General features: G+C 69.3%; 18 protein-coding genes. 11 read left to right on the plus strand and 7 right to left on the minus strand.

Annotated features, from left to right (window positions below; genetic code table 11):
• Positions 1–40 precede the first annotated feature (40 nt).
• The 4 genes from AC5RVZ_RS14005 (at position 41) to AC5RVZ_RS14020 (ending at position 4,113) form a co-directional block, all read left to right on the plus strand.
• Positions 41–1,129, plus strand: a complete 1,089-nt coding sequence (locus tag AC5RVZ_RS14005) for a hypothetical protein (protein WP_494066378.1) — start codon at positions 41–43, stop codon at positions 1,127–1,129.
• Between the two features lie 69 nt (positions 1,130–1,198).
• Entirely contained in the window at positions 1,199–2,500 is a 1,302-nt protein-coding gene (gene hisD, locus AC5RVZ_RS14010) for a histidinol dehydrogenase (RefSeq protein WP_494066379.1), read from the plus strand.
• A 30-nt stretch (positions 2,501–2,530) separates the two neighbouring features.
• A complete protein-coding gene (gene nrdR / locus AC5RVZ_RS14015; RefSeq protein WP_494066380.1) occupies positions 2,531–3,028 on the plus strand; it encodes a transcriptional regulator NrdR in 498 nt (165 codons plus the stop codon).
• Between the two features lie 41 nt (positions 3,029–3,069).
• Positions 3,070–4,113, plus strand: a complete 1,044-nt coding sequence (locus AC5RVZ_RS14020; RefSeq protein ID WP_494066381.1) for a quinone-dependent dihydroorotate dehydrogenase — start codon at positions 3,070–3,072, stop codon at positions 4,111–4,113.
• Here the strand turns inward: AC5RVZ_RS14020 and AC5RVZ_RS14025 are convergent.
• Positions 4,088–4,657 carry a DUF3043 domain-containing protein gene (locus tag AC5RVZ_RS14025; RefSeq protein WP_494066382.1) on the minus strand — a complete coding sequence of 190 codons (570 nt, stop codon included), beginning with the start codon at positions 4,655–4,657 and terminating at the stop codon, positions 4,088–4,090. The genes AC5RVZ_RS14020 and AC5RVZ_RS14025 overlap by 26 nt on opposite strands.
• 46 nt (positions 4,658–4,703) lie before the next feature.
• Between AC5RVZ_RS14025 and AC5RVZ_RS14030 the strand changes: the two genes are divergently transcribed.
• From AC5RVZ_RS14030 to AC5RVZ_RS14050, 5 genes are all read left to right on the plus strand, one after another.
• Positions 4,704–6,104 carry a dipeptidase gene (locus AC5RVZ_RS14030; RefSeq protein ID WP_494066383.1) on the plus strand — a complete coding sequence of 467 codons (1,401 nt, stop codon included), beginning with the start codon at positions 4,704–4,706 and terminating at the stop codon, positions 6,102–6,104.
• A 100-nt stretch (positions 6,105–6,204) separates the two neighbouring features.
• Positions 6,205–6,570, plus strand: coding sequence for an iron-sulfur cluster insertion protein ErpA (gene erpA / locus AC5RVZ_RS14035; protein ID WP_494066384.1), 366 nt, complete (start codon positions 6,205–6,207; stop codon positions 6,568–6,570).
• 168 nt (positions 6,571–6,738) lie between these two features.
• Positions 6,739–7,644: an aa3-type cytochrome oxidase subunit II gene (gene ctaC, locus AC5RVZ_RS14040; protein WP_494066385.1), complete on the plus strand. Its 906-nt coding sequence runs from the start codon at positions 6,739–6,741 to the stop codon at positions 7,642–7,644.
• Positions 7,645–7,646: 2 nt separating this feature from the next.
• Complete coding sequence (gene ctaD, locus AC5RVZ_RS14045) at positions 7,647–9,410, plus strand: aa3-type cytochrome oxidase subunit I (RefSeq protein WP_494066386.1); 1,764 nt, start codon at positions 7,647–7,649, stop codon at positions 9,408–9,410.
• Positions 9,411–9,845, plus strand: a complete 435-nt coding sequence (locus AC5RVZ_RS14050; RefSeq protein WP_494066387.1) for a cytochrome c oxidase subunit 4 — start codon at positions 9,411–9,413, stop codon at positions 9,843–9,845. It begins immediately after the preceding gene.
• A gap of 496 nt (positions 9,846–10,341) precedes the next feature.
• On the opposite strand, the gene AC5RVZ_RS14055 is transcribed toward AC5RVZ_RS14050, so the two are convergent.
• From AC5RVZ_RS14055 to ctaE, 5 genes are all read right to left on the minus strand, one after another.
• A complete protein-coding gene (locus AC5RVZ_RS14055) occupies positions 10,342–10,761 on the minus strand; it encodes a rhodanese-like domain-containing protein (RefSeq protein ID WP_494066388.1) in 420 nt (139 codons plus the stop codon).
• Positions 10,762–10,924: 163 nt separating this feature from the next.
• Positions 10,925–12,721: a cytochrome bc1 complex cytochrome b subunit gene (gene qcrB, locus AC5RVZ_RS14060; RefSeq protein WP_494066989.1), complete on the minus strand. Its 1,797-nt coding sequence runs from the start codon at positions 12,719–12,721 to the stop codon at positions 10,925–10,927.
• Positions 12,722–12,765: 44 nt separating this feature from the next.
• A complete protein-coding gene (qcrA, locus tag AC5RVZ_RS14065; protein ID WP_494066389.1) occupies positions 12,766–13,845 on the minus strand; it encodes a cytochrome bc1 complex Rieske iron-sulfur subunit in 1,080 nt (359 codons plus the stop codon).
• A gap of 42 nt (positions 13,846–13,887) precedes the next feature.
• Complete coding sequence (qcrC, locus tag AC5RVZ_RS14070) at positions 13,888–14,691, minus strand: cytochrome bc1 complex diheme cytochrome c subunit (protein ID WP_494066390.1); 804 nt, start codon at positions 14,689–14,691, stop codon at positions 13,888–13,890.
• Between the two features lie 21 nt (positions 14,692–14,712).
• Positions 14,713–15,354, minus strand: coding sequence for an aa3-type cytochrome oxidase subunit III (gene ctaE, locus AC5RVZ_RS14075; RefSeq protein WP_494066391.1), 642 nt, complete (start codon positions 15,352–15,354; stop codon positions 14,713–14,715).
• A 186-nt stretch (positions 15,355–15,540) separates the two neighbouring features.
• Between ctaE and trpD the strand changes: the two genes are divergently transcribed.
• Positions 15,541–16,602: an anthranilate phosphoribosyltransferase gene (trpD, locus tag AC5RVZ_RS14080; RefSeq protein ID WP_494066392.1), complete on the plus strand. Its 1,062-nt coding sequence runs from the start codon at positions 15,541–15,543 to the stop codon at positions 16,600–16,602.
• A 17-nt stretch (positions 16,603–16,619) separates the two neighbouring features.
• On the plus strand, positions 16,620–17,618 hold the full coding sequence (locus AC5RVZ_RS14085; RefSeq protein ID WP_494066393.1) for a PHP domain-containing protein: 999 nt from the start codon (positions 16,620–16,622) through the stop codon (positions 17,616–17,618).
• Positions 17,619–17,634: 16 nt separating this feature from the next.
• On the opposite strand, the gene AC5RVZ_RS14090 is transcribed toward AC5RVZ_RS14085, so the two are convergent.
• The gene (locus AC5RVZ_RS14090; protein WP_494066394.1) at positions 17,635–18,558 is read right to left on the minus strand and encodes a 5'-3' exonuclease; all 924 of its coding nucleotides are present in this window, start codon (positions 18,556–18,558) and stop codon (positions 17,635–17,637) included.
• Between the last annotated feature and the right edge of the window lie 65 nt (positions 18,559–18,623).

The raw sequence follows: 18,623 nt of genomic DNA on the forward strand, positions 1-18,623 counted from the left end.
GGACGACGCGGGCTCCAGGCGCCCGCTGAAGGGAAGAATCGTGAGTCGGGAACGGGAAGAGATCATCAAGGACCAGGGCGTGGCCAACGACGCGCCGCCGCAGTACGGCGTCGGGCCCTTCACCATCCGCGAGGTCGCGCTGGCCGGCGTGTGGCTGATCGCCTTCGTGGTGTCGTTCTTCCCGGTGGTCGGTCCCATCGGCCTCGGACCGTCGGTGTGGAGCAGCGGGATCGACTGGGTCCTCACGATCGGCGTTCCCACCGTGGCGGTGTTCCTTCTCGTGCTGCGACGCCTGTCGCCGCAGGGCATCCGTCGCGTCGGATCGCTGGGCATCGACCAGTTCGCCTCCGTCGCCTTCTCGGTCGCCGCCGTGATCTGGCTCACCACCATCTGGACCTCGTTCATCACGCTCGCCGACCAGCGGGTGTTCGCGGCGACATGGGTCGTCTGGGTCGAGTTCATCCTGATGCTCATCGGCGTCGCGCTCACCGTCTTCGCGCCGATCATCCCGCCGTTCGACCAGGACTTCCGCGGCCGCCCCGAGGTCCCCGCGCACCGCAACGCACGGCCCGTGCGCCCCGTGTCGCCACGCCCGGCGCCCAGCCGCCCGAGCGCGGCGCCGGCGCACGGCGCCGGATCCGCGGCGCCGGAGGGGCCCTCCGCGCCGCAGGCCCCCGCGCCGCAACCCACCGGACCCGCCGCCGCCGCCGGCGAGAGTGCGCACCTCGACACGCATGAGGCGACCGAGCCCCGCCGCGGCGACCAGCAGACCGAACAGCCCGTCGACGCGACGGCCGACGAGGCCCCGACCGCCGTGTGGGAGCCGACCCACACCCGCGAGTCCTACGAGCCCGTGGACACCGCCACGACGAAGGTCGAGCCGAACGCCGAGCAGGCGCCGGAGGCGGCGCACGAGCCGGCGGCGGCCGTACCGCCGCGTCACCAGGCGTTCTGGGCTCTGGTGCCGGAGGAGCGTGACGTCGTCGACGAGATCGGCATCCCCGTGTTCCGCATCGGCCCGACCGCGTGGGCCCTCGTCATCGAGGACCGCGGCGACGTCTTCGTGGTCCGGCACGAGGACGGCCGGATCGGATACCTCCACGACGTCTCGGGCGTCACGCGGGGCTGAGCGCCACGGGGCGGCTTGAGCGACCGACCTCCCAGCGGATGACGGGCGGCCGCGCGGTACGGTAGAAGGATGCTTCGAACGATCGACCTCCGCGGCCGTGCCCTCAGCCCGGCGGAGCTCCTGGCGTCGGTTCCGCGTGCCGCGGCCGCGCGCGAAGAGGCGCTGACGACGGCGGCACGCATCGTGTCGGACGTCGCCGAGCGCGGTGAGGCGGCGCTGCGCGAGCAGGCCGAGCGGTTCGACGGCGTGGCCGGACACGACATCCGGGTTCCCACGCAGCACCTCGACGAGGCGCTGGACGCACTCGAGCCCGCCGTGCGGGCGGCGCTGGAGCAGGCCATCGACCGCGTGCGTCAGGCGTCGGCCGCGCAGGTGCCCGCTTCGTCGGTCACCGAGCTCGGCGACGGCGCACGGGTCACCCAGCGCTGGCAGCCGGTGCGACGGGTCGGCCTGTACGTGCCGGGCGGCAAGGCGGTGTACCCGTCCAGCGTGGTGATGAACGTCGTTCCCGCGCAGGTCGCGGGAGTGGCTGAGATCGCCCTGGCATCGCCGCCGCAGCGCGAATTCGGCGGCCGGGTGCACCCGGTCATCCTCGGGGCGGCCCGGCTCCTCGGCGTGACCGAGGTGTACGCCATGGGCGGTGCCGGTGCCGTCGGCGCACTGGCGCACGGGGTTCCCGCTCTCGACCTCGACCCGGTGGATGTCGTCACGGGCCCCGGCAACAACTTCGTCGCCGCCGCGAAGCGCGCGGTGGCGGGCCTGGTCGGAACGGATGCCGAAGCGGGCGCCACCGAGATCCTCGTGGTGGCCGACGAGACAGCCGATCCTCGTCTCGTCGCCGCCGACCTCATCAGCCAGGCGGAGCACGACGAGCAGGCCTCTGCCGTGCTCGTGACAGCCTCCGAGGCCCTCGCGGGCGCGGTCGCCGAGGAGGTCGCCGTGCGCGCGGCCCGCACGCGGCACGCCGACCGCGTGACGGCGGCGCTGCGCGGCGCGCAGTCGGCCATCGTCCTCGTCGACGACCTGGCCGCCGCCACGGCGTTCAGCAACGCGTATGCGCCGGAGCACCTGGAGCTGCATCTCGCCGACCCTCGCCCCGAGGACTTCGTTCACGCCGGCGCGGTCTTCGTGGGCGCCGACACGCCCGTCAGCCTCGGGGACTACCTCGCCGGCAGCAACCATGTCCTGCCGACCGGCGGACAAGCCCGGTACTCGGCCGGCCTGTCGGCCGCGACGTTCCTGCGGCCCCAGCAGGTCATCGAGTACGACCGCGCGGCGCTGGCGGTCGTCCGCGACGCGATCGTGACGCTCGCCGAGGCCGAGGTGCTGCCCGCGCACGGCGAGGCCATCACGGCACGGTTCGAGGCCTGACGCCCGATCGCGGCGTAGTCTGTCTGTGCCATGCACTGCCCGTTCTGCCGTCACGCCGACTCCCGCGTCATCGATTCGCGCACCAGCGACGACGGTCTCAGCATCCGCCGGCGCCGCCAATGCCCGCAATGCGGCGGACGCTTCACCACCGTGGAGACAGCCAGTCTCAACGTGATCAAGCGCTCCGGCGTCATCGAGCCGTTCAGTCGTGAGAAGGTCATGGCCGGCGTCCGGAAGGCGTGTCAGGGACGCCCGGTGACCGAGGCCGATCTCGCCGTGCTGGCGCAGACGGTCGAGGAGAACATCCGGCAGACCGGTGCGTCGCAGCTCGACGCGAACGAGATCGGCCTGGCCATCCTGGGGCCGCTGCGCGAGCTCGACGAGGTGGCCTACCTCCGCTTCGCCAGCGTGTACCAGGCGTTCGACTCCCTCGAGGACTTCGAGTCCGCCATCGAGCAGCTCCGCCAGGATCACGGTCGCACGCCGCGGCGCCCGCTGGAGCCCGAGCACAGCGCGCTCGACGCCTGATCCGACGGGGACCCGTCCCGTTACCGGATAGCCTGGACGCGATGTACCCCCTCCTCTTCCGCGCGGTCCTGTCGCGCATGGATCCCGAGTCCGCTCACCACGCCGCGATGGCGGTGATCCGGGTGCTGGGGGTGCCGCCCTTCTCATGGCTGGCCCGCGCGTTCACGCGGCCCGCGCCCGAGCTGGCCACGTCGGCGCTCGGGCTGCGCTTCGACTCGCCGTTCGGAGTCGCCGCCGGCTTCGACAAGGACGTCACGGGGGCCTCGGGACTGCATGCACTCGGCTTCGGACACATCGAGGTGGGGACGGTGACGGCTCTTCCCCAGCCGGGCAATCCGCGTCCTCGCCTGTTCCGGCTGATCCCCGACCGTGCGGTGGTCAACCGCATGGGGTTCAACAACCACGGCGCGCACGCCGCCGCGGCCCGGCTGCGCCGTCTGCGCCGCCGCGCGCGCCGCGCCGTCATCGGCGTGAACATCGGCAAGAGCCGCGTCGTCGACGTCGCAGACGCCACCGCCGACTACGTGCGCAGCGCCGAGCTGCTGGCCCCCCTCGCCGACTATCTCGTGGTGAACGTCTCGTCGCCCAATACGCCGGGTCTGCGCGGCCTGCAGGCCGTGGAGACGCTGCGGCCCCTTCTGACTGCGGTCCGCGACACCGCCGGGCGCACCCCGCTCCTGGTGAAGATCGCCCCCGACCTGCCCGATGAGGAGGTGACGGCCGCCGCGGGCCTCGCCGTGGACCTGGGCCTTGCCGGGATAATCGCGACGAACACGACCATCTCCCGCGCGGGACTCGTCACGGATGCGGCCGTCGTCGCGGCGGCGGGGGACGGAGGCCTCTCCGGGGCCCCGCTCAAGCAGCGGTCCCTCGAGATTCTGCGGCTGCTGCGCCGGTCCGTGCCCGCAGACTTCTGCGTCATCTCGGTCGGCGGCGTCGAGACCGCGGACGACGTCCGCGAGAGGCTGGATGCCGGCGCCACCCTCGTGCAGGGCTACACGGCTTTCCTCTACCGCGGTCCGCTGTGGGCCCGGCAGATCAACCGTGGCCTGGTGCGGCTCAAGCGGGCTTCTGCCCCCGCTTGACCTGCGGCTTCGGCAGACGCAGGAAGCGCATCTGCACGGTGCGCATCGCCGCGTACCAGCCGAGACCCTTCTCGAGCTTGTCCTCGCCGAACGTCCTGCGAGCGGCGCGCTTGACGGTGATCGACGTGATCACCATGTCGCCGATGACGAAGAGGATGAAGATCCACAGTCCGACGAACGCGTAGTACTGCACGGCGGGGAGGGGGATGAAGGTGGCGAGGATCACCAGCACCATCGCCGGCATCACCGCCTCGCCGAGGTGCCAGCCGGCGTCCACCCAGTCGCGCACGAACTTCCGCTGCGGCCCCTGATCGCGGGCCGGGAGATAGCGAGGGTCGCCGTTGGCCATGCCGATCCGCGCCTTCTCGCGCTTGGCGGCGAGCTCGGCGCGAGCGCGCGCCTTCGCCTCCTTGGTGTCCGGCACGAGCGGACGCTTGCGAGCGGCCTCCCGTTCGGCGCGCGTCGGGGTCGCGCGGCCCTTGCCGCCCCCCGGAGCGTCGGTCGAAGCGTCCTTGGGTGCCGGAGCGGCGGGTGTCTTGGCCACGGATGATTCCTCGGGTGCGAAAACGGGTGTGCTTAAGATTACCCGCATGACCTCTGAGCGCTCCCGACAGGATGCTGTGCGCGAAGCCGCGGCATCCGGCATCCCCGCCGCCATCGCCGACCTGGGCAACCTCGTCCGCATCCCCTCCATCGCCTTCCCCGGGTTCGATCCGGGCGAGGTGCGCCGCAGCGCCGAGGCGGCGGCCGAGCTCGTCCGTGCAACGGGACTGTTCGAGACGGTCGAGGTGCGGACGGCTGCCGTGCCGGGAACCAGCGAGGAGGGTGCGCCTGCGGTCATCGCCACGCGCCCCGCCCGCAACGGGCGGCCGACGATCCTCCTCTACGCCCACCACGACGTGCAGCCGGTGGGAGACGAGGCGCTGTGGGAGACGCCGCCGTTCCAGCCCACGGTCAGCGGGGGACGTCTGTACGGGCGTGGGGCCGCCGACGACAAGGCCGGGGTCATGGCGCACCTCGCCGCATTGCGGGCGCTGAAAGAGGCGCTCGGCGATGACTTCGACCTCGGGGTCGCGCTGTTCTTCGAGGGGGAGGAGGAGGCCGGCTCACGCTCGTTCGCGCAGTTCCTCTCCGACAACGCCGACGCCCTCCGCGCCGATGTCATCGTCGTGGCCGACTCCGGCAACTGGGACGCCACAACACCCGCTCTCACGGTGTCGCTGCGAGGCAACACCCGATTCACCCTGCGGGTGCGCACGCTCGAGCACGCATCGCACTCCGGCATGTTCGGGGGAGCGGTGCCCGACGCGATGATGGCGACGATCAAGCTGCTGTCCACCCTGTGGGACGAGGACGGAGCTGTGGCCGTCGAAGGGCTGACGGAGCGGGATGCCGCGACCCCGCCGTACAGCGAGGAGACCCTGCGTGACGAGGCAGGTCTTCCCGCCGGCGTCTCGCCGATCGGCCGCGGCACGATCCTGAGCCGGCTGTGGAACAAGCCGTCGATCACCGTCACGGGCATCGACGCGCCCAGCGTCCGCAACGCCTCCAACACTCTCAGCCCCGAGATCGCGGTGGTCATCAGCGCCCGGATCGCGCCGGGACAGGACGCCCGCGAGGCGTACGCCGCCATCGAGGAGCATCTTCGGGCGCACGCCCCCTTCGGCGCAGAGTTGGAGTTCAGCGACCACGACTTCGGCGATCCGTTCCTCGTGGACACGACGGGATGGGCCGTCGAGGCCGCCCGCGAGGCCCTGCACGAGGGCTACGGCGTCGAGTCGGTCGACATCGGCGTCGGCGGGTCCATCCCGTTCATCGCCGATCTCGTGCGGGAGTTCCCCGGCGCCCAGATCCTGGTCACCGGCGTCGAGGACCCCCACGCGCGAGCCCACAGCCCGAACGAATCGCTTCATCTGGAGACGTTCCGCAACGCCGTGGTCTCCGAGGCGCTGCTCCTCGAGAAGCTCGACGCCCGCGACTCCCGCGGTTGACGAGCGCCCTCGAAGCCTCCTCCCGGCGGGCGCGCGTAGAATCGAGGCATCCCGCCGCCCGTGGGATGACCGATCCCGGCGGCCCGTCCGGAGGAGTGCCATGACCGACACCGCACTGACGACAGACCAGACCGTGCGCGACCACGGCGTGCTGCTGACCGACGCCGCCGCACAGAAGGTCAAGAGCCTGCTCGAGCAGGAGGGGCGAGACGACCTGCGTCTGCGCGTGGCCGTGCAGCCCGGCGGCTGCAGCGGCCTGATCTACCAGCTCTACTTCGACGAGCGCTTCCTCGAGGGCGACAAGACCGTCGACTTCGACGGCGTCGAGGTGATCGTCGACGACATGAGCGTCCCGTACCTCGACGGCGCCACGATCGACTTCAAGGACACGATCTCGGAGCAGGGGTTCACGATCGACAACCCCAACGCCGCCGGCAGCTGCGCCTGCGGAGACAGCTTCCACTGACCGGACGCGGCACCACGACTTTCCGGCGGGCCCGGGCGCTTCGAATAGCGCCCGGGCCCGCCGTTTTCGGTCGCGTCGATACGGCGCAGCCTGGGTGGATGGCCTGAATGCCCTGGGTGCTTGCCCTAGACTGGCTTGAGTCCTGTTCGCGATCCGGAAAGGTGCACCGTGCCTTCGAAACGCCGTATCCGCTGGGCCGTTCTTCCCGTCGGGATCGCAGCGGCAGCAGTCCTCGCCGGATGCACCCCGACTGAGCTGCACGGCTACCTTCCCGGCTTCACCGAGGACGGCCAGCCCGCCACCAACCACACCGACATGGTCGCCGGCCTGTGGGTGAACTCGTGGATCGTGCTGCTCGCGGTGGGCATCATCACCTGGGGCCTCATGGGGTGGGCGGCTATCGCGTACCGCCGGCGCAAGGGCCAGGTCGGCCTGCCGGTGCAGCTGCGCTACAACATGCCGATCGAGATCTTCTACACGGTCGTGCCGCTGATCCTCGTGGTCGGCTTCTTCGCGTTCACCGCGCGCGACCAGACGATCCTCGAGACCCAGTACGAGGACCCCGACGTGGAGATCACCGCGATCGGCAAGCAGTGGTCGTGGGACTTCCAGTACGACGGCGAGACCGAGGACGACACGGTCTGGACCATGGGCATCCAGGCCAGCACCGACGCGCAGGGTGACATCATCACCGACCTGCCGACGCTGGTGCTGCCGGTGGATCAGACGGTTCGCATCAAGCTGCAGTCTCGCGACGTCATCCACTCGTTCTGGATCATCGACTTCCTCTACAAGAAGGACATGTACATCGGCAAGGACAACTACTGGTCCTTCACGCCGACGCGAGAGGGCACCTACGCCGGCAAGTGCGCCGAGCTGTGCGGTGAATACCACTCGATGATGCTGTTCAACGTGGAGGTCGTGAGCGAAGCCGAGTACGAGGACTACCTCGACTCGCTGCGCGAGGCCGGACAGACCGGAGACATCAACGAGGCCTACTCGCGGCTGCAGAACCTTCCCGGAACAGACGGTTCCGGCGAGGAGGCATCCGACGACGACGAGGGAGAAAACTGAACATGGCGACGACGCTTCCGCTTGAGGAAACGACGCAGGGTCGCCCCACCACCCTGCCGCCGCGCCAGGCCGCACTGCTCAGCGCGACCCGCGTCGAGCAGAAGGGCAACATGATCGTCAAGTGGATCACCTCCACCGACCACAAGACGATCGGCTACATGTACCTGATCGCCTCGGTCATGTTCTTCCTCCTCGGTGGAGTGATGGCCCTGATCATCCGGGCGGAGCTGTTCGAGCCCGGCATGCAGATCGTGCCGACGAAGGAGCAGTACAACCAGCTGTTCACGATGCACGGCACGATCATGCTGCTGATGTTCGCGACGCCGCTGTTCGCCGGCTTCGCCAACGCCATCCTGCCGCTGCAGATCGGTGCGCCCGACGTCGCGTTCCCGCGACTGAACGCGTTCGCCTTCTGGCTGTTCCTGTTCGGCTCGACCATCGCCGTCGCCGGCTTCCTCACGCCGCAGGGCGCGGCGGCGTTCGGATGGTTCGCCTACCAGCCGCTGGCAAACGCGTCGTTCTCGCCGGGAGCCGGTGGCAACCTCTGGATGCTCGGCCTGGGCTTGAGCGGTTTCGGCACGATCCTCGGCGCCGTGAACTTCATCACGACGATCATCACGATGCGCGCTCCCGGCATGACCATGTGGCGGATGCCGATCTTCACGTGGAACACGCTCGTGACCAGCATCCTGGTCCTACTCGCCTTCCCGGTGCTGGCCGCCGCGATCCTGGCCGCCGCGGCCGACCGCGTCTTCGGCGCCCACATCTACGACCCGCAGAACGGCGGTGTGCTGCTGTGGCAGCATCTGTTCTGGTTCTTCGGGCACCCCGAGGTGTACATCATCGCGCTGCCGTTCTTCGGCATCGTCTCGGAGATCTTCCCGGTGTTCAGCCGCAAGCCGATCTTCGGATACAAGACCCTGGTCTACGCGACGATCGCGATCGCCGCGCTGTCGGTGGCGGTGTGGGCACACCACATGTACGTCACCGGTGCCGTGCTGCTGCCGTTCTTCGCGCTGATGACGATGCTGATCGCGGTTCCGACCGGCGTGAAGATCTTCAACTGGATCGGCACCATGTGGCGAGGCTCGGTGACCTTCGAGACGCCGATGGTGTTCGCGCTGGGCTTCCTGGTGTCGTTCGTCTTCGGTGGCCTGACCGGCGTGATCCTGGCGTCGCCGCCGCTGGACTTCCACCTGTCGGACTCGTACTTCGTCGTGGCGCACTTCCACTACGTCGTGTTCGGCACGGTCGTGTTCGCGATGTTCGCCGGGTTCTACTTCTGGTGGCCGAAGTGGACCGGCAAGATGCTGAACGAGCGCCTCGGCTACGTCCACTTCTGGATGCTGTTCATCGGCTTCCACATGACCTTCCTCATCCAGCACTGGCTGGGCGTCGAGGGCATGGTCCGCCGGTACGCGGACTACGCCGATCAGGACGGCTTCACCTGGCAGAACCAGGTCTCGACGGTGGGTGCGATCCTCCTGGGCGCATCGATGATCCCGTTCCTGTTCAACGTCTGGATCACGACCCGCAAGGCGCCGCGAGTGAGCGTGAACGACCCGTGGGGCTATGGCGCGTCGCTGGAGTGGGCGACGTCGTGCCCGCCGCCGCGGCACAACTTCACGTCGATCCCGCGGATCCGCAGCGAGCGTCCGGCGTTCGACCTGAACCACCCGGAGGCGGGGATCCCCGTCGGTGTGGGCCCGGCGAAGGACGCGCCCGACGCCCCGATCGTCGACGCGAGCGAGGGAAAGGTCAAGTAAATGCGTACCAACACGACCCTCTGGTGGCTGCTGGGTGCCTTCTTCCTGCTGGTCGCCATCGTCTACACGGGCTGGAACATCCTGGCCAACCCGCAGGTGCCGTGGTACATCGGCATCGAGTGGGTCGGAAGCGTCGCCCTGCTGTTCACGGCGTTCATGGCCGCGCTCATCGCGTTCTACATCGGCCGCGTCCACAAGGCGCAGGGCGGCGAGCTGCCCGAGGACATCCTCACCGCTGACATCGACGACGGCGACCCGGAACTCGGCGAGTTCAGCCCGTGGTCGTACTGGCCCATCGTGCTGGCGTTCTCCGCGGCGCTGGGGATGATCGGCCTGGCGGTGGGCACGTGGCTCATGCCGATCGGCATCGCTGTCTTCGTCGTCGCGATCGTCGGCTGGGTGTACGAGTACTACCGCGGCTACTTCGCTCGCTGAGCCACCGTCGCCGACATGGCAGCCCCCGGGATCTCTGGATCCCGGGGGCTTTCCTCGTTCCCTTGGGTGGTGGCGCCACCGCCCGCCGCGTGCGCACAACTTAGGCAGATCCGGCCCGTCGGTCCTGATACGGGGCCGGATGCCGCGATCTGCCTGAGTTATGCGCAGGAGAATGCCCCGCGGTGTCTGCGCTGCCCTGACGGCCCCGGACGGTCAATCGGCGGGGGCCACGCGGCGCCACCGCCCGGCGGGTTCGCACAACTCAGGCAGAATCGGCACTTCGGTCCAGATACGGGCCCGGATGCCGCAATCTGCCTGAGTTATGCGCAGTGGAACGCCCGCGGTGTCTGCGCTGCCCTGACGGCCCCGGACGGTCAATCGGCGGGGGACACGCGGCGCCACCGCCCGCCGCGTGCGCACAACTTAGGCAGATCCGGCCCGTCGGTCCTGATACGGGGCCGGATGCCGCGATCTTCCTGAGTTATGCGCAGTGGCGTCAGTTCGCGACGGGATCGCGGACCACCATCACCTGGCGGTCGAACACGCGGGGGAGCGGACCCTCGTCGTTCTCGGTCGGCTGGCCCTCGCGGATCCAATACTCGTAGCCGCCGATCATCTCCTTGACGCCGTACCCGAGGGTGGCGAACTCGACGGCGCCCTTGGTCCCCGCGTTGCAGCCCGGGCTCCAGCAGTACACGACGACCGGCACGGATGGGTCGAGCTCGGCCGGGGCGCGATCGGCGATCTGCCGATACGGCATGTGGATCGCGCCGCGGATGCGTCCCTGAGCCCATGCCTCCGGGCTCCGCACATCGACGAGGACGAATCGTTCGCCGGCCTTCTGGGCGGCGTACACATCAGAGGCGTCGGTCTCGTGGGCGAGCTTTCCGGAGAAGTAGGAGAGGGCGTCGATCATGGACCCAGACTATGAGCCCGCCGACAGGTCCTCCGCCGCGGCAGCCGACAACGCACGCGCGAATCCTGCCGTTGTCGGGGCCGCCGCGTGGGCATGGTGGGTGGAAAGACGGATGCCTCGGCACGCCGTGCGTGCCGAGGCATCCGGTGTTCGTGTTCTGCGGCTATTCGCCGTCGCGGCGCGACCCGTCGCCGGACGACTCCGGAACGATGACGTTCGAGGGCCGCACGGCCGTCTCGGAGTTGCGGCCGTCGTCGATCGGCCGGTGAGGGGCATCCGGCACGCCGGCGCGCTCGTGCGCACCCTGCAGCTCGGCGTCCTCCTCGGTCGCGATGTGCTCGAGCGCGTGGTGCTGGTGCGCCAGCGCGGCGTCCAGCTCGCTCTGCGTGAGCGGCGTGAGGCGGTCCTCGAAGAACCAGCGCGAGATCGCGGCCCGCACGTTCTCGTGCCAGGGGATGCGGCCACGCGCGTTCGGGCGCACGATGAGCGGCTCGTACGTCTCGTGACCCACCAGGCGCCAGCGCTCGTACTCGTCGACGGGCTGGTGGACCTCGATGTACTCGCCGCCGGGCAGGCGGACGATGCGGCCGGACTCGAAGCCGTGCAGCGCGATCTCGCGGTCCTTCTTCTGCAGCGCGAGGCAGACGCGCTTCGTCACGAAGTAGGCGATGATCGGCCCCAGGATCAGCAGCGCCTGGAGGGTGTGGATGACACCTTCCATGGTGAGCCAGAAGTGCGTCGCGATGAGGTCGGACGAGGCCGCGGCCCACATCACCGCGTAGAAGGTGACGCCGGCGGCGCCGATGGCGGTGCGGGTCGCCGCGTTGCGCGGACGCTGCGCGATGTGGTGCTCACGCTTGTCGCCGGTGATCCACGCCTCGATGAAGGGGTAGATCATGACGAGCACGATGAAGCCGCCGAGGACCGCGAGCGGGATGATGATGTTGAACGACCACGTGCGGTCGAACAGCACGATCTCGAGGTGAGGCGGGATCAGGCGCAGCATGCCGTCCGCGAAGCCGATGTACCAGTCGGGCTGCGTACCCGCCGACACGGGCGACGGGTCGTACGGGCCGTAGTTCCAGATCGGGTTGATCGCGAAGAGCGACGCGATGAGCACGATGAAGCCGAAGGTGATGAACAGGAACCCGCCCATCTTCGACATGTACACCGGCATCATCGGGTAGCCGACGACGTTGCTGTTCGAGCGTCCAGGGCCGGCGAACTGCGTGTGCTTGTTGATGACCATGAGCATCAGGTGCACCACGAGCAGAGCGGCCAGGATCGCCGGCAGCAGCAGGATGTGCAGCGTGTACAGGCGGCCGACGATCGCGGTGCCGGGGAACTCGCCGCCGAAGAGCAGGTACGAGGTCCACGTGCCGATCAAAGGGATGCCCTTGACCATGCCGTCGATGATGCGCAGGCCGTTGCCGGACAGCACGTCGTCGGGGAGCGAGTAGCCGGTGAAGCCTTCGCCCATCGCGAGGATGAACATCACGAAGCCGATCACCCAGTTCAGCTCACGCGGCTTGCGGAAGGCGCCCGTGAAGAACACGCGCAGCATGTGGACGCCGATGCCGGCGATGAACACCAGCGCGGCCCAGTGGTGGATCTGACGGACGAGGAGGCCGCCGCGGACGTCGAACGAGATCTCGAGCGTCGAGGCCATCGCCGCCGACATCTCGATGCCCCGCATGGGCAGCCACGAGCCGTGATAGTGCGTCTCGGTCATCGACGCCTGGAAGAAGAACGTCAGGAACGTTCCCGAGAGCAGGACGACGACGAACGCCCACATCGCGATCTCGCCGAGCATGAACGACCAGTGGTCGGGGAAGACCTTGCGGCCGAGCTCCTTGACGAAGCCCGACAGGCTCGTCCGCTCGTCGATGTAGTTCGCCGTGGCGCCGATGAAGCGGCCGCCCAGCGGCTTGTCACGCGGCGGGAGCGGCTCGTCGGAGATGGCCGGCTCCCGAGTGACGTTCTCGGTGGGGTGAGTGGCGGTACTCAATGACGCTCCCAGAAGCTCGGACCGACGGGTTCGGTGAAGTCGCTGCGGGCGACGAGGTAGCCCTCGTCGTCGACGGTGATGGGAAGCTGCGGCAGCGGACGTGCGGCAGGGCCGAAGATGACCTTCGCCTGGTCGCTGACGTCGAACTGCGACTGGTGGCACGGGCACAGCAGGTGGTGCGTCTGCTGCTCGTACAGCGCCACCGGGCAGCCGACGTGCGTGCAGACCTTCGAGTACGCCACGATGCCGTCGTACGACCAGTCCTTGCGGTCCTCGGGCTCGGTGAGCTGCTCGGGAAGCATCCGCACCAGCAGGACGAGGGCCTTGGCCTTCTCCTCGAGGTAGCCGTCCGAGTGGGAGATCCCGGCCAGTTCCTCCGGGATGACGTGCACAGCGGAGCCCAGGGTCAGGTCGGCAGCGCGGATCGGCTCACCCGAGGGGTCGTGCGCGAGGCGCATCCCCTCCTTCCACATCGTGTGGTTGAGGAGCGCGACCGGGTCACCGGCGTTGGGGTGCTCGGGAGAGCTGTGCGGCGCCAGACCGCGGAACAGCACGATCCCGGGGGCGACCGACGCGACGAGCGCGGCGATCAGCGAGTTGCGGATGAGGGCTCGGCGGCCGAAGCCCGACTCCTCGTTGGCATCCGCGAACGCCTTGATGGCTGCCGTGCGCGTCGAATCCCGGCCGCGCGTGGCGTGGCGGGGCTCGACGAACTCCTTGTCGGACATGATCGCCTTCGCCCAGTGGATGGCAGCGAGTCCGATGCCGAGCAGGGCGAGGGCGATACCCAGACCGATGAAGAGGTTGTTGTACCGGATGTCGATGATCCGGCCGCTTTCGATCGGGAAGAGCATGTAGGCGGCGATCGCCCAGATGCTGCCGGCGATCGACAGGTAGAACAGGGTGTACACCGTGCGGACCGCGCGCTTCATGGCCGCGGGGTCCTTGTCGGTCATCCGCTCGCGGTGCGGCGGGAGCTCCGGGGGGCGCACCGGGTCGGGGACCGCGACGGCGAGCCCGGCGGAGGGCTTCCAAGAAGCCCTCTCGTGCTCGAGCGGGTCGTCCTCGTGTGCCATGCTGCTCCTCGTTCGTGCTTTCCGAATAGTTCGATCAGGGGATCAGTTCGATTTCGCGGTGATCCACACGGTGAGTGCGATCAGCGCGCCGATCCCGAAGATCCAGATGAAGAGGCCCTCGGCGACAGGACCCAGCGAGCCGAGCTCGTAGCCGCCCGGGGACTCGGTCTCCTGCAGCCACAGCAGGTACGTGATGATGTCCCGCTTCTCTTCCGTCGTGAGGGTCATGTCGTTGAAGACCGGCATGTTCTGCGGGCCGGTGACCATCGCGGCGTACATGTTCAGCGACGAGGTGTTGTGCAGGTTGGGGGCGTACTTGCCCTCGGTGAGGGCGCCACCGGCGCCGGCGACGTTGTGGCACATCGCGCAGTTGATCCGGAAGAGCTCACCGCCTTCGGACACGTTGCCTTCGCCGTCGAGCACTTCGTCGTCGGGGAAGCTCGGTCCGGGAGCCACGGACTGCACGTACTCGCCGAGCGCGGCGACCTGCTCGTCCGTGAACTGCACCGGCTTCTGCGGTGCCTGCGGTCCCTGCATCTGCAGCGGCATGCGACCGGTGCTGACCTGGAAGTGCACCGACAGCTCGCCGACGCCGTACAGCGACGGGCCGTCGTCGGTGCCCTGCAGGTCCATCCCGTGGCAGGTGGCGCAGTTGGCCTGGAACAGCTTCTCGCCGTCCTCGACCGTCAGCGCAGAGTTGACGGTGGTCTCAGGCGTCGTCGCCGCCATCGCGGCCGAGGCCCCGGCGTAGATGCCGCCGGTCATCAGCAGGCCGACGCCGATGAGTGCGGCGGCTGCCCACGGACTGCGGCGACCCTTGGAGCGGCGCGTTGTCTGTCGTGCCATATCGGTGATTCAGCTCCGCTCTTACTTGAGGAAGTAGATGACGAGGAAGAGGGCGATCCAGACGACGTCGACGAAGTGCCAGTAGTACGACACGACGATCGAGGAGGTCATCTCCTTGCGCCCGAAGTTCCTGACGGCGTACGCACGTCCGATGACGAGGAGGAACGCGATGAGACCGCCGGTGACGTGCAGGGCGTGGAAGCCCGTGGTCAGGTAGAACGCCGACGCGTAGGGGTCCGAGTCGATCGGCATGCCCTCGGCCACCAGCTGCGCGTACTCCCACACCTGGCCCGACACGAAGATCGCGCCCAGCGCGAAGGTCAGCCAGAACCACTCGACCATGCCCCAGCCGAGCCAGCCGCGCTTCTTCGTCGAGTAGGGCTGGAACCGCTCGGCGGCGAACACGCCCATCTGGCAGGTCACCGACGACAGCACGAGGATGATCGTGTTGACGGTCGCGTAGGGGATGTTCAGCAGCGCCGTGCGCTCCGCCCACAGTTCAGGGGAGGTGCTGCGCAGGGTGAAGTAGATCGCGAAGAGACCCGCGAAGAACATCACCTCGCTGCCGAGCCACACGATGGTGCCGACGGCGACCGGATCCGGCCGCTTGACGGACCGCATGGCCTGGGAGTAGGTCGCTGTGGAGGTCGTCACACAGTCCATTATGTCCGATGCTTCGGCCGGATTTTCGCATCCGGGCACTCGGATTCGCTCGGGTGAGGACTTAGGACGACCTAAGAGAACCCCGCCAGTTCGCCGAGAGGACGCCAGGAGACGGTTCGATGCTCCCGATCGGGGGCGAAGGTCACGAATCGGTCGCGATTCTGCGGCGCGGCTAGGGTTGTCGGTATGGCTGAGCTCTACACCTGGCCCGGGATCCTGACGACGCTGCTGGAGCGGCGCGACCTCAGTGTGTCGGAGTCCACGTGGGCGATGCGACAGATCATGTCGGGCTCGGCGACGCCCTCGCAGCTGTCGGGGTTCCTGGTCGCGCTGCGCGCGAAGGGCGAGACCGTCGACGAGATCGTCGGATTCCGCGACGCGATCCTCGAGGCGGCTCTGCCGTTGCGCGTGGACCCCGCCGTGCTCGACATCGTCGGCACCGGCGGCGACCGGTTCGGCACCGTGAACGTCTCCACCATGTCGGCGCTCGTCGCCGCGGCATCCGGGATCCCGGTCGTCAAGCACGGCAACAGGGCGGCCAGCTCGTCGTCGGGGTCCTCCGACGTCCTGAAGGCCCTGGGCGTGGACCTGTCGCTCTCGCCGGATGCCGTCGCCGAGACCCTCTCTCGCGCGGGCATCACGTTCGCCTTCGCCGCCGCGTTCCACCCCGGGTTCCGCCACGCCGGAGCCAGCCGCAGCGAACTGGGCGTTCCCACGGTGTTCAACTTCCTCGGGCCGCTGGTCAACCCGGCGCGCGCCGAGGCCAACGCGGTGGGGGTCGCGCAGCTGGATCGCGTGCCGCTCATCACCGGGGTGTTCCGCACGCGCGGGGCGACCGCCCTGGTGTTCCGGGGCGACGACGGTCTCGACGAGCTGACCACGACCGGGCACAGTCGTCTGTGGGAGATCAGCCTCGGCGACATCCACGAGCACGACCTGGACCCCCGCGACCTCGGCATCCCGCTCGCCGACATCGACGACCTGCTGGGGGGCGATCCGGCCCACAACGCCGCCATCGTCCGCCGCGTGCTCGGCGGCGAAGAGGGACCGGTGCGCGACATCGTGCTGCTCAACGCCGCCGCGGGCATCGTCGCCTACCGGCTGTTCCGGGATCCCGGGCAGGTGCAGCGCCCGATCCTCGAGCGACTCGCCGAAGCCCGCGATGCCGCCGCCGCCGCGATCGACGACGGCGCGGCCACCGCCACCCTCGACCGCTGGGTCGAGGTCACCCGGGGCCTCGCCGCCTGAGCCGACCCTCGGACGCCATGGATCCGCACGAGGCCCTCACCGAGATCGCGACGCTGCTGGAGCGCGAGCGCTCCTCGCGGTACAAGTCGAAGGCGTTCCGGGCGGCCGCGGACGCGATCGCCGGCCTCGACGATGCGCAGCTGCGGGATGCCGCGGCCCTGCGCCGGCGCAAAGGGATCGGGGACTCGACGTTCGCGGTGATCCAGGAGGCCCTCGAAGGAGGAGTGCCGTCGTACCTGGCAGACCTGCGGGAGCGGGCAGGGGGCCAGCGCCGCTCCACGCTGCGCCCGCTGCTGCGTGGTGACCTGCACTCGCACAGCGACTGGTCCGACGGCCTCACCTCGATCGACCTCATGGTCGGGGCCGCGCGGGCTCTCGGACACGAATACCTTGCCCTGACCGATCATTCGCCGCGCCTGCGCGTCGCGAACGGGCTGTCGCCCGAGCGGCTGCGCGAGCAGCTGGACGTGGTGTCCGGTCTGAGTGGCGACGGGTTCACGCTGCTGTCGGGCATCGAGGTCGACATCCTCGAGGACGGCGCCCTCGATCAGGAGCCGGAGCTGCTCGACCGGCTCGACGTCGTCGTGGCGTCGGCTCATTCGAAGCTGCGCATGGAGAGCCGCCCCATGACACGCCGCCTCGTCGCGGCGGCGTCCAGCCCGCATGTCGACGTCCTCGGCCACGTGACGGGGCGCCTGGTGGAGGGATCGCGGGGGACACGACCGCCCTCGACGTTCGAGCCTCAGCCGGTGTTCGAGGCGTGCGCCGCCCACGGCGTCGCGGTCGAGATCAACTCCCGTCCGGAGCGCCAGGACCCGCCGGACGAGCTGATCCTGCTGGCGCTGGAGGTGGGGTGCCTCTTCTCGATCGACTCCGACGCCCACGCGCCCGGGCAGCTGTCACTGCTCGATCACGGCGCCGAACGCGCCGAACGCCTGGGCGTGCCGGCGGACCGCATCGTCACCACCTGGCCGCTGGAGCGCCTGCGCGAGTGGACGGATCGCCCGCGGGCGTGATCAGGCGCCCTGCACGTCACACGCTGTCGAGCGCCGCGACGAGCCGGCTCATCGCCGAACCGAGGGCCCACCTGTCGGCCAGCGCCGAGGCATCCTTCTTCGCGGCGTCGTCGAGCGGACGCAGCCGCGCATCCGGCACGGTCAGCGGCAGGTCGCGGACCACGCCGACGACGCGCGGTGCGACATCGAGGTACGGCAGCGCCGCGATGATCTTCGCGCGCACGCCGGCGGACATGCCCTCCCCGGCCTCGGCGGCGGCAATGATGCCGGCCAGATCGCCGTGGGTCTTGAGCAGGCCCGCCGCCGTCTTCTCGCCCACGCCGCTGACGCCCGGCAGCCCGTCCGACGTGTCCCCGCGCAGCGTCGCGAAATCGGCGTACTGCGACGGCAGGACGCCGTACTTGCCGACGACGGTGACGTCGGTGACGACCTCGAGGTTGCTCATTCCTCGCGCGGTGTAGATGACGCGGACGTCCCGGGCGTCGTCGACGAGCTGGAACAGGTCCCGGTCGCCGGTCACGATGTCGACAGGCGCGGCGGCGGTCGTAGCCAGCGTGCCGATCACATCGTCGGCCTCGTGCTCGGGGGCGCCCACGATCCGGATGCCGAGGGCGTCGAGCACCGTGCGGATCACCGGCACCTGCACTTCGAGCGGGTCGGGCACGACCTCGACGTCGGGACCGGCCGCAACGACCTCCGCAACCCGGTGCGTCTTGTACGTGGGGATGAGATCGACGCGCCACTGGGGACGCCAATCGTCGTCCCAGCACGCGATGAGGTGCGTGGGCTGGTACGTCGTGACCAGCTTGGTGATGATGTCGAGGAATCCGCGCACCGCGTTGACCGGCGTGCCGTCCGGAGCTCGCACCGTGTCGGGGACGCCGTAGAAGGCGCGGAAGTACAGCGACGCGGAGTCCAGCAGCATGAGGCGGTCTGTCACGGCTTCATCCTGACACGGGCCGCCGACCGTGGCGGGCGCAGCAGCCCGAACCGGCGCCACCGCCC

The organism is Arthrobacter sp. Cza30, from assembly GCF_059090765.1.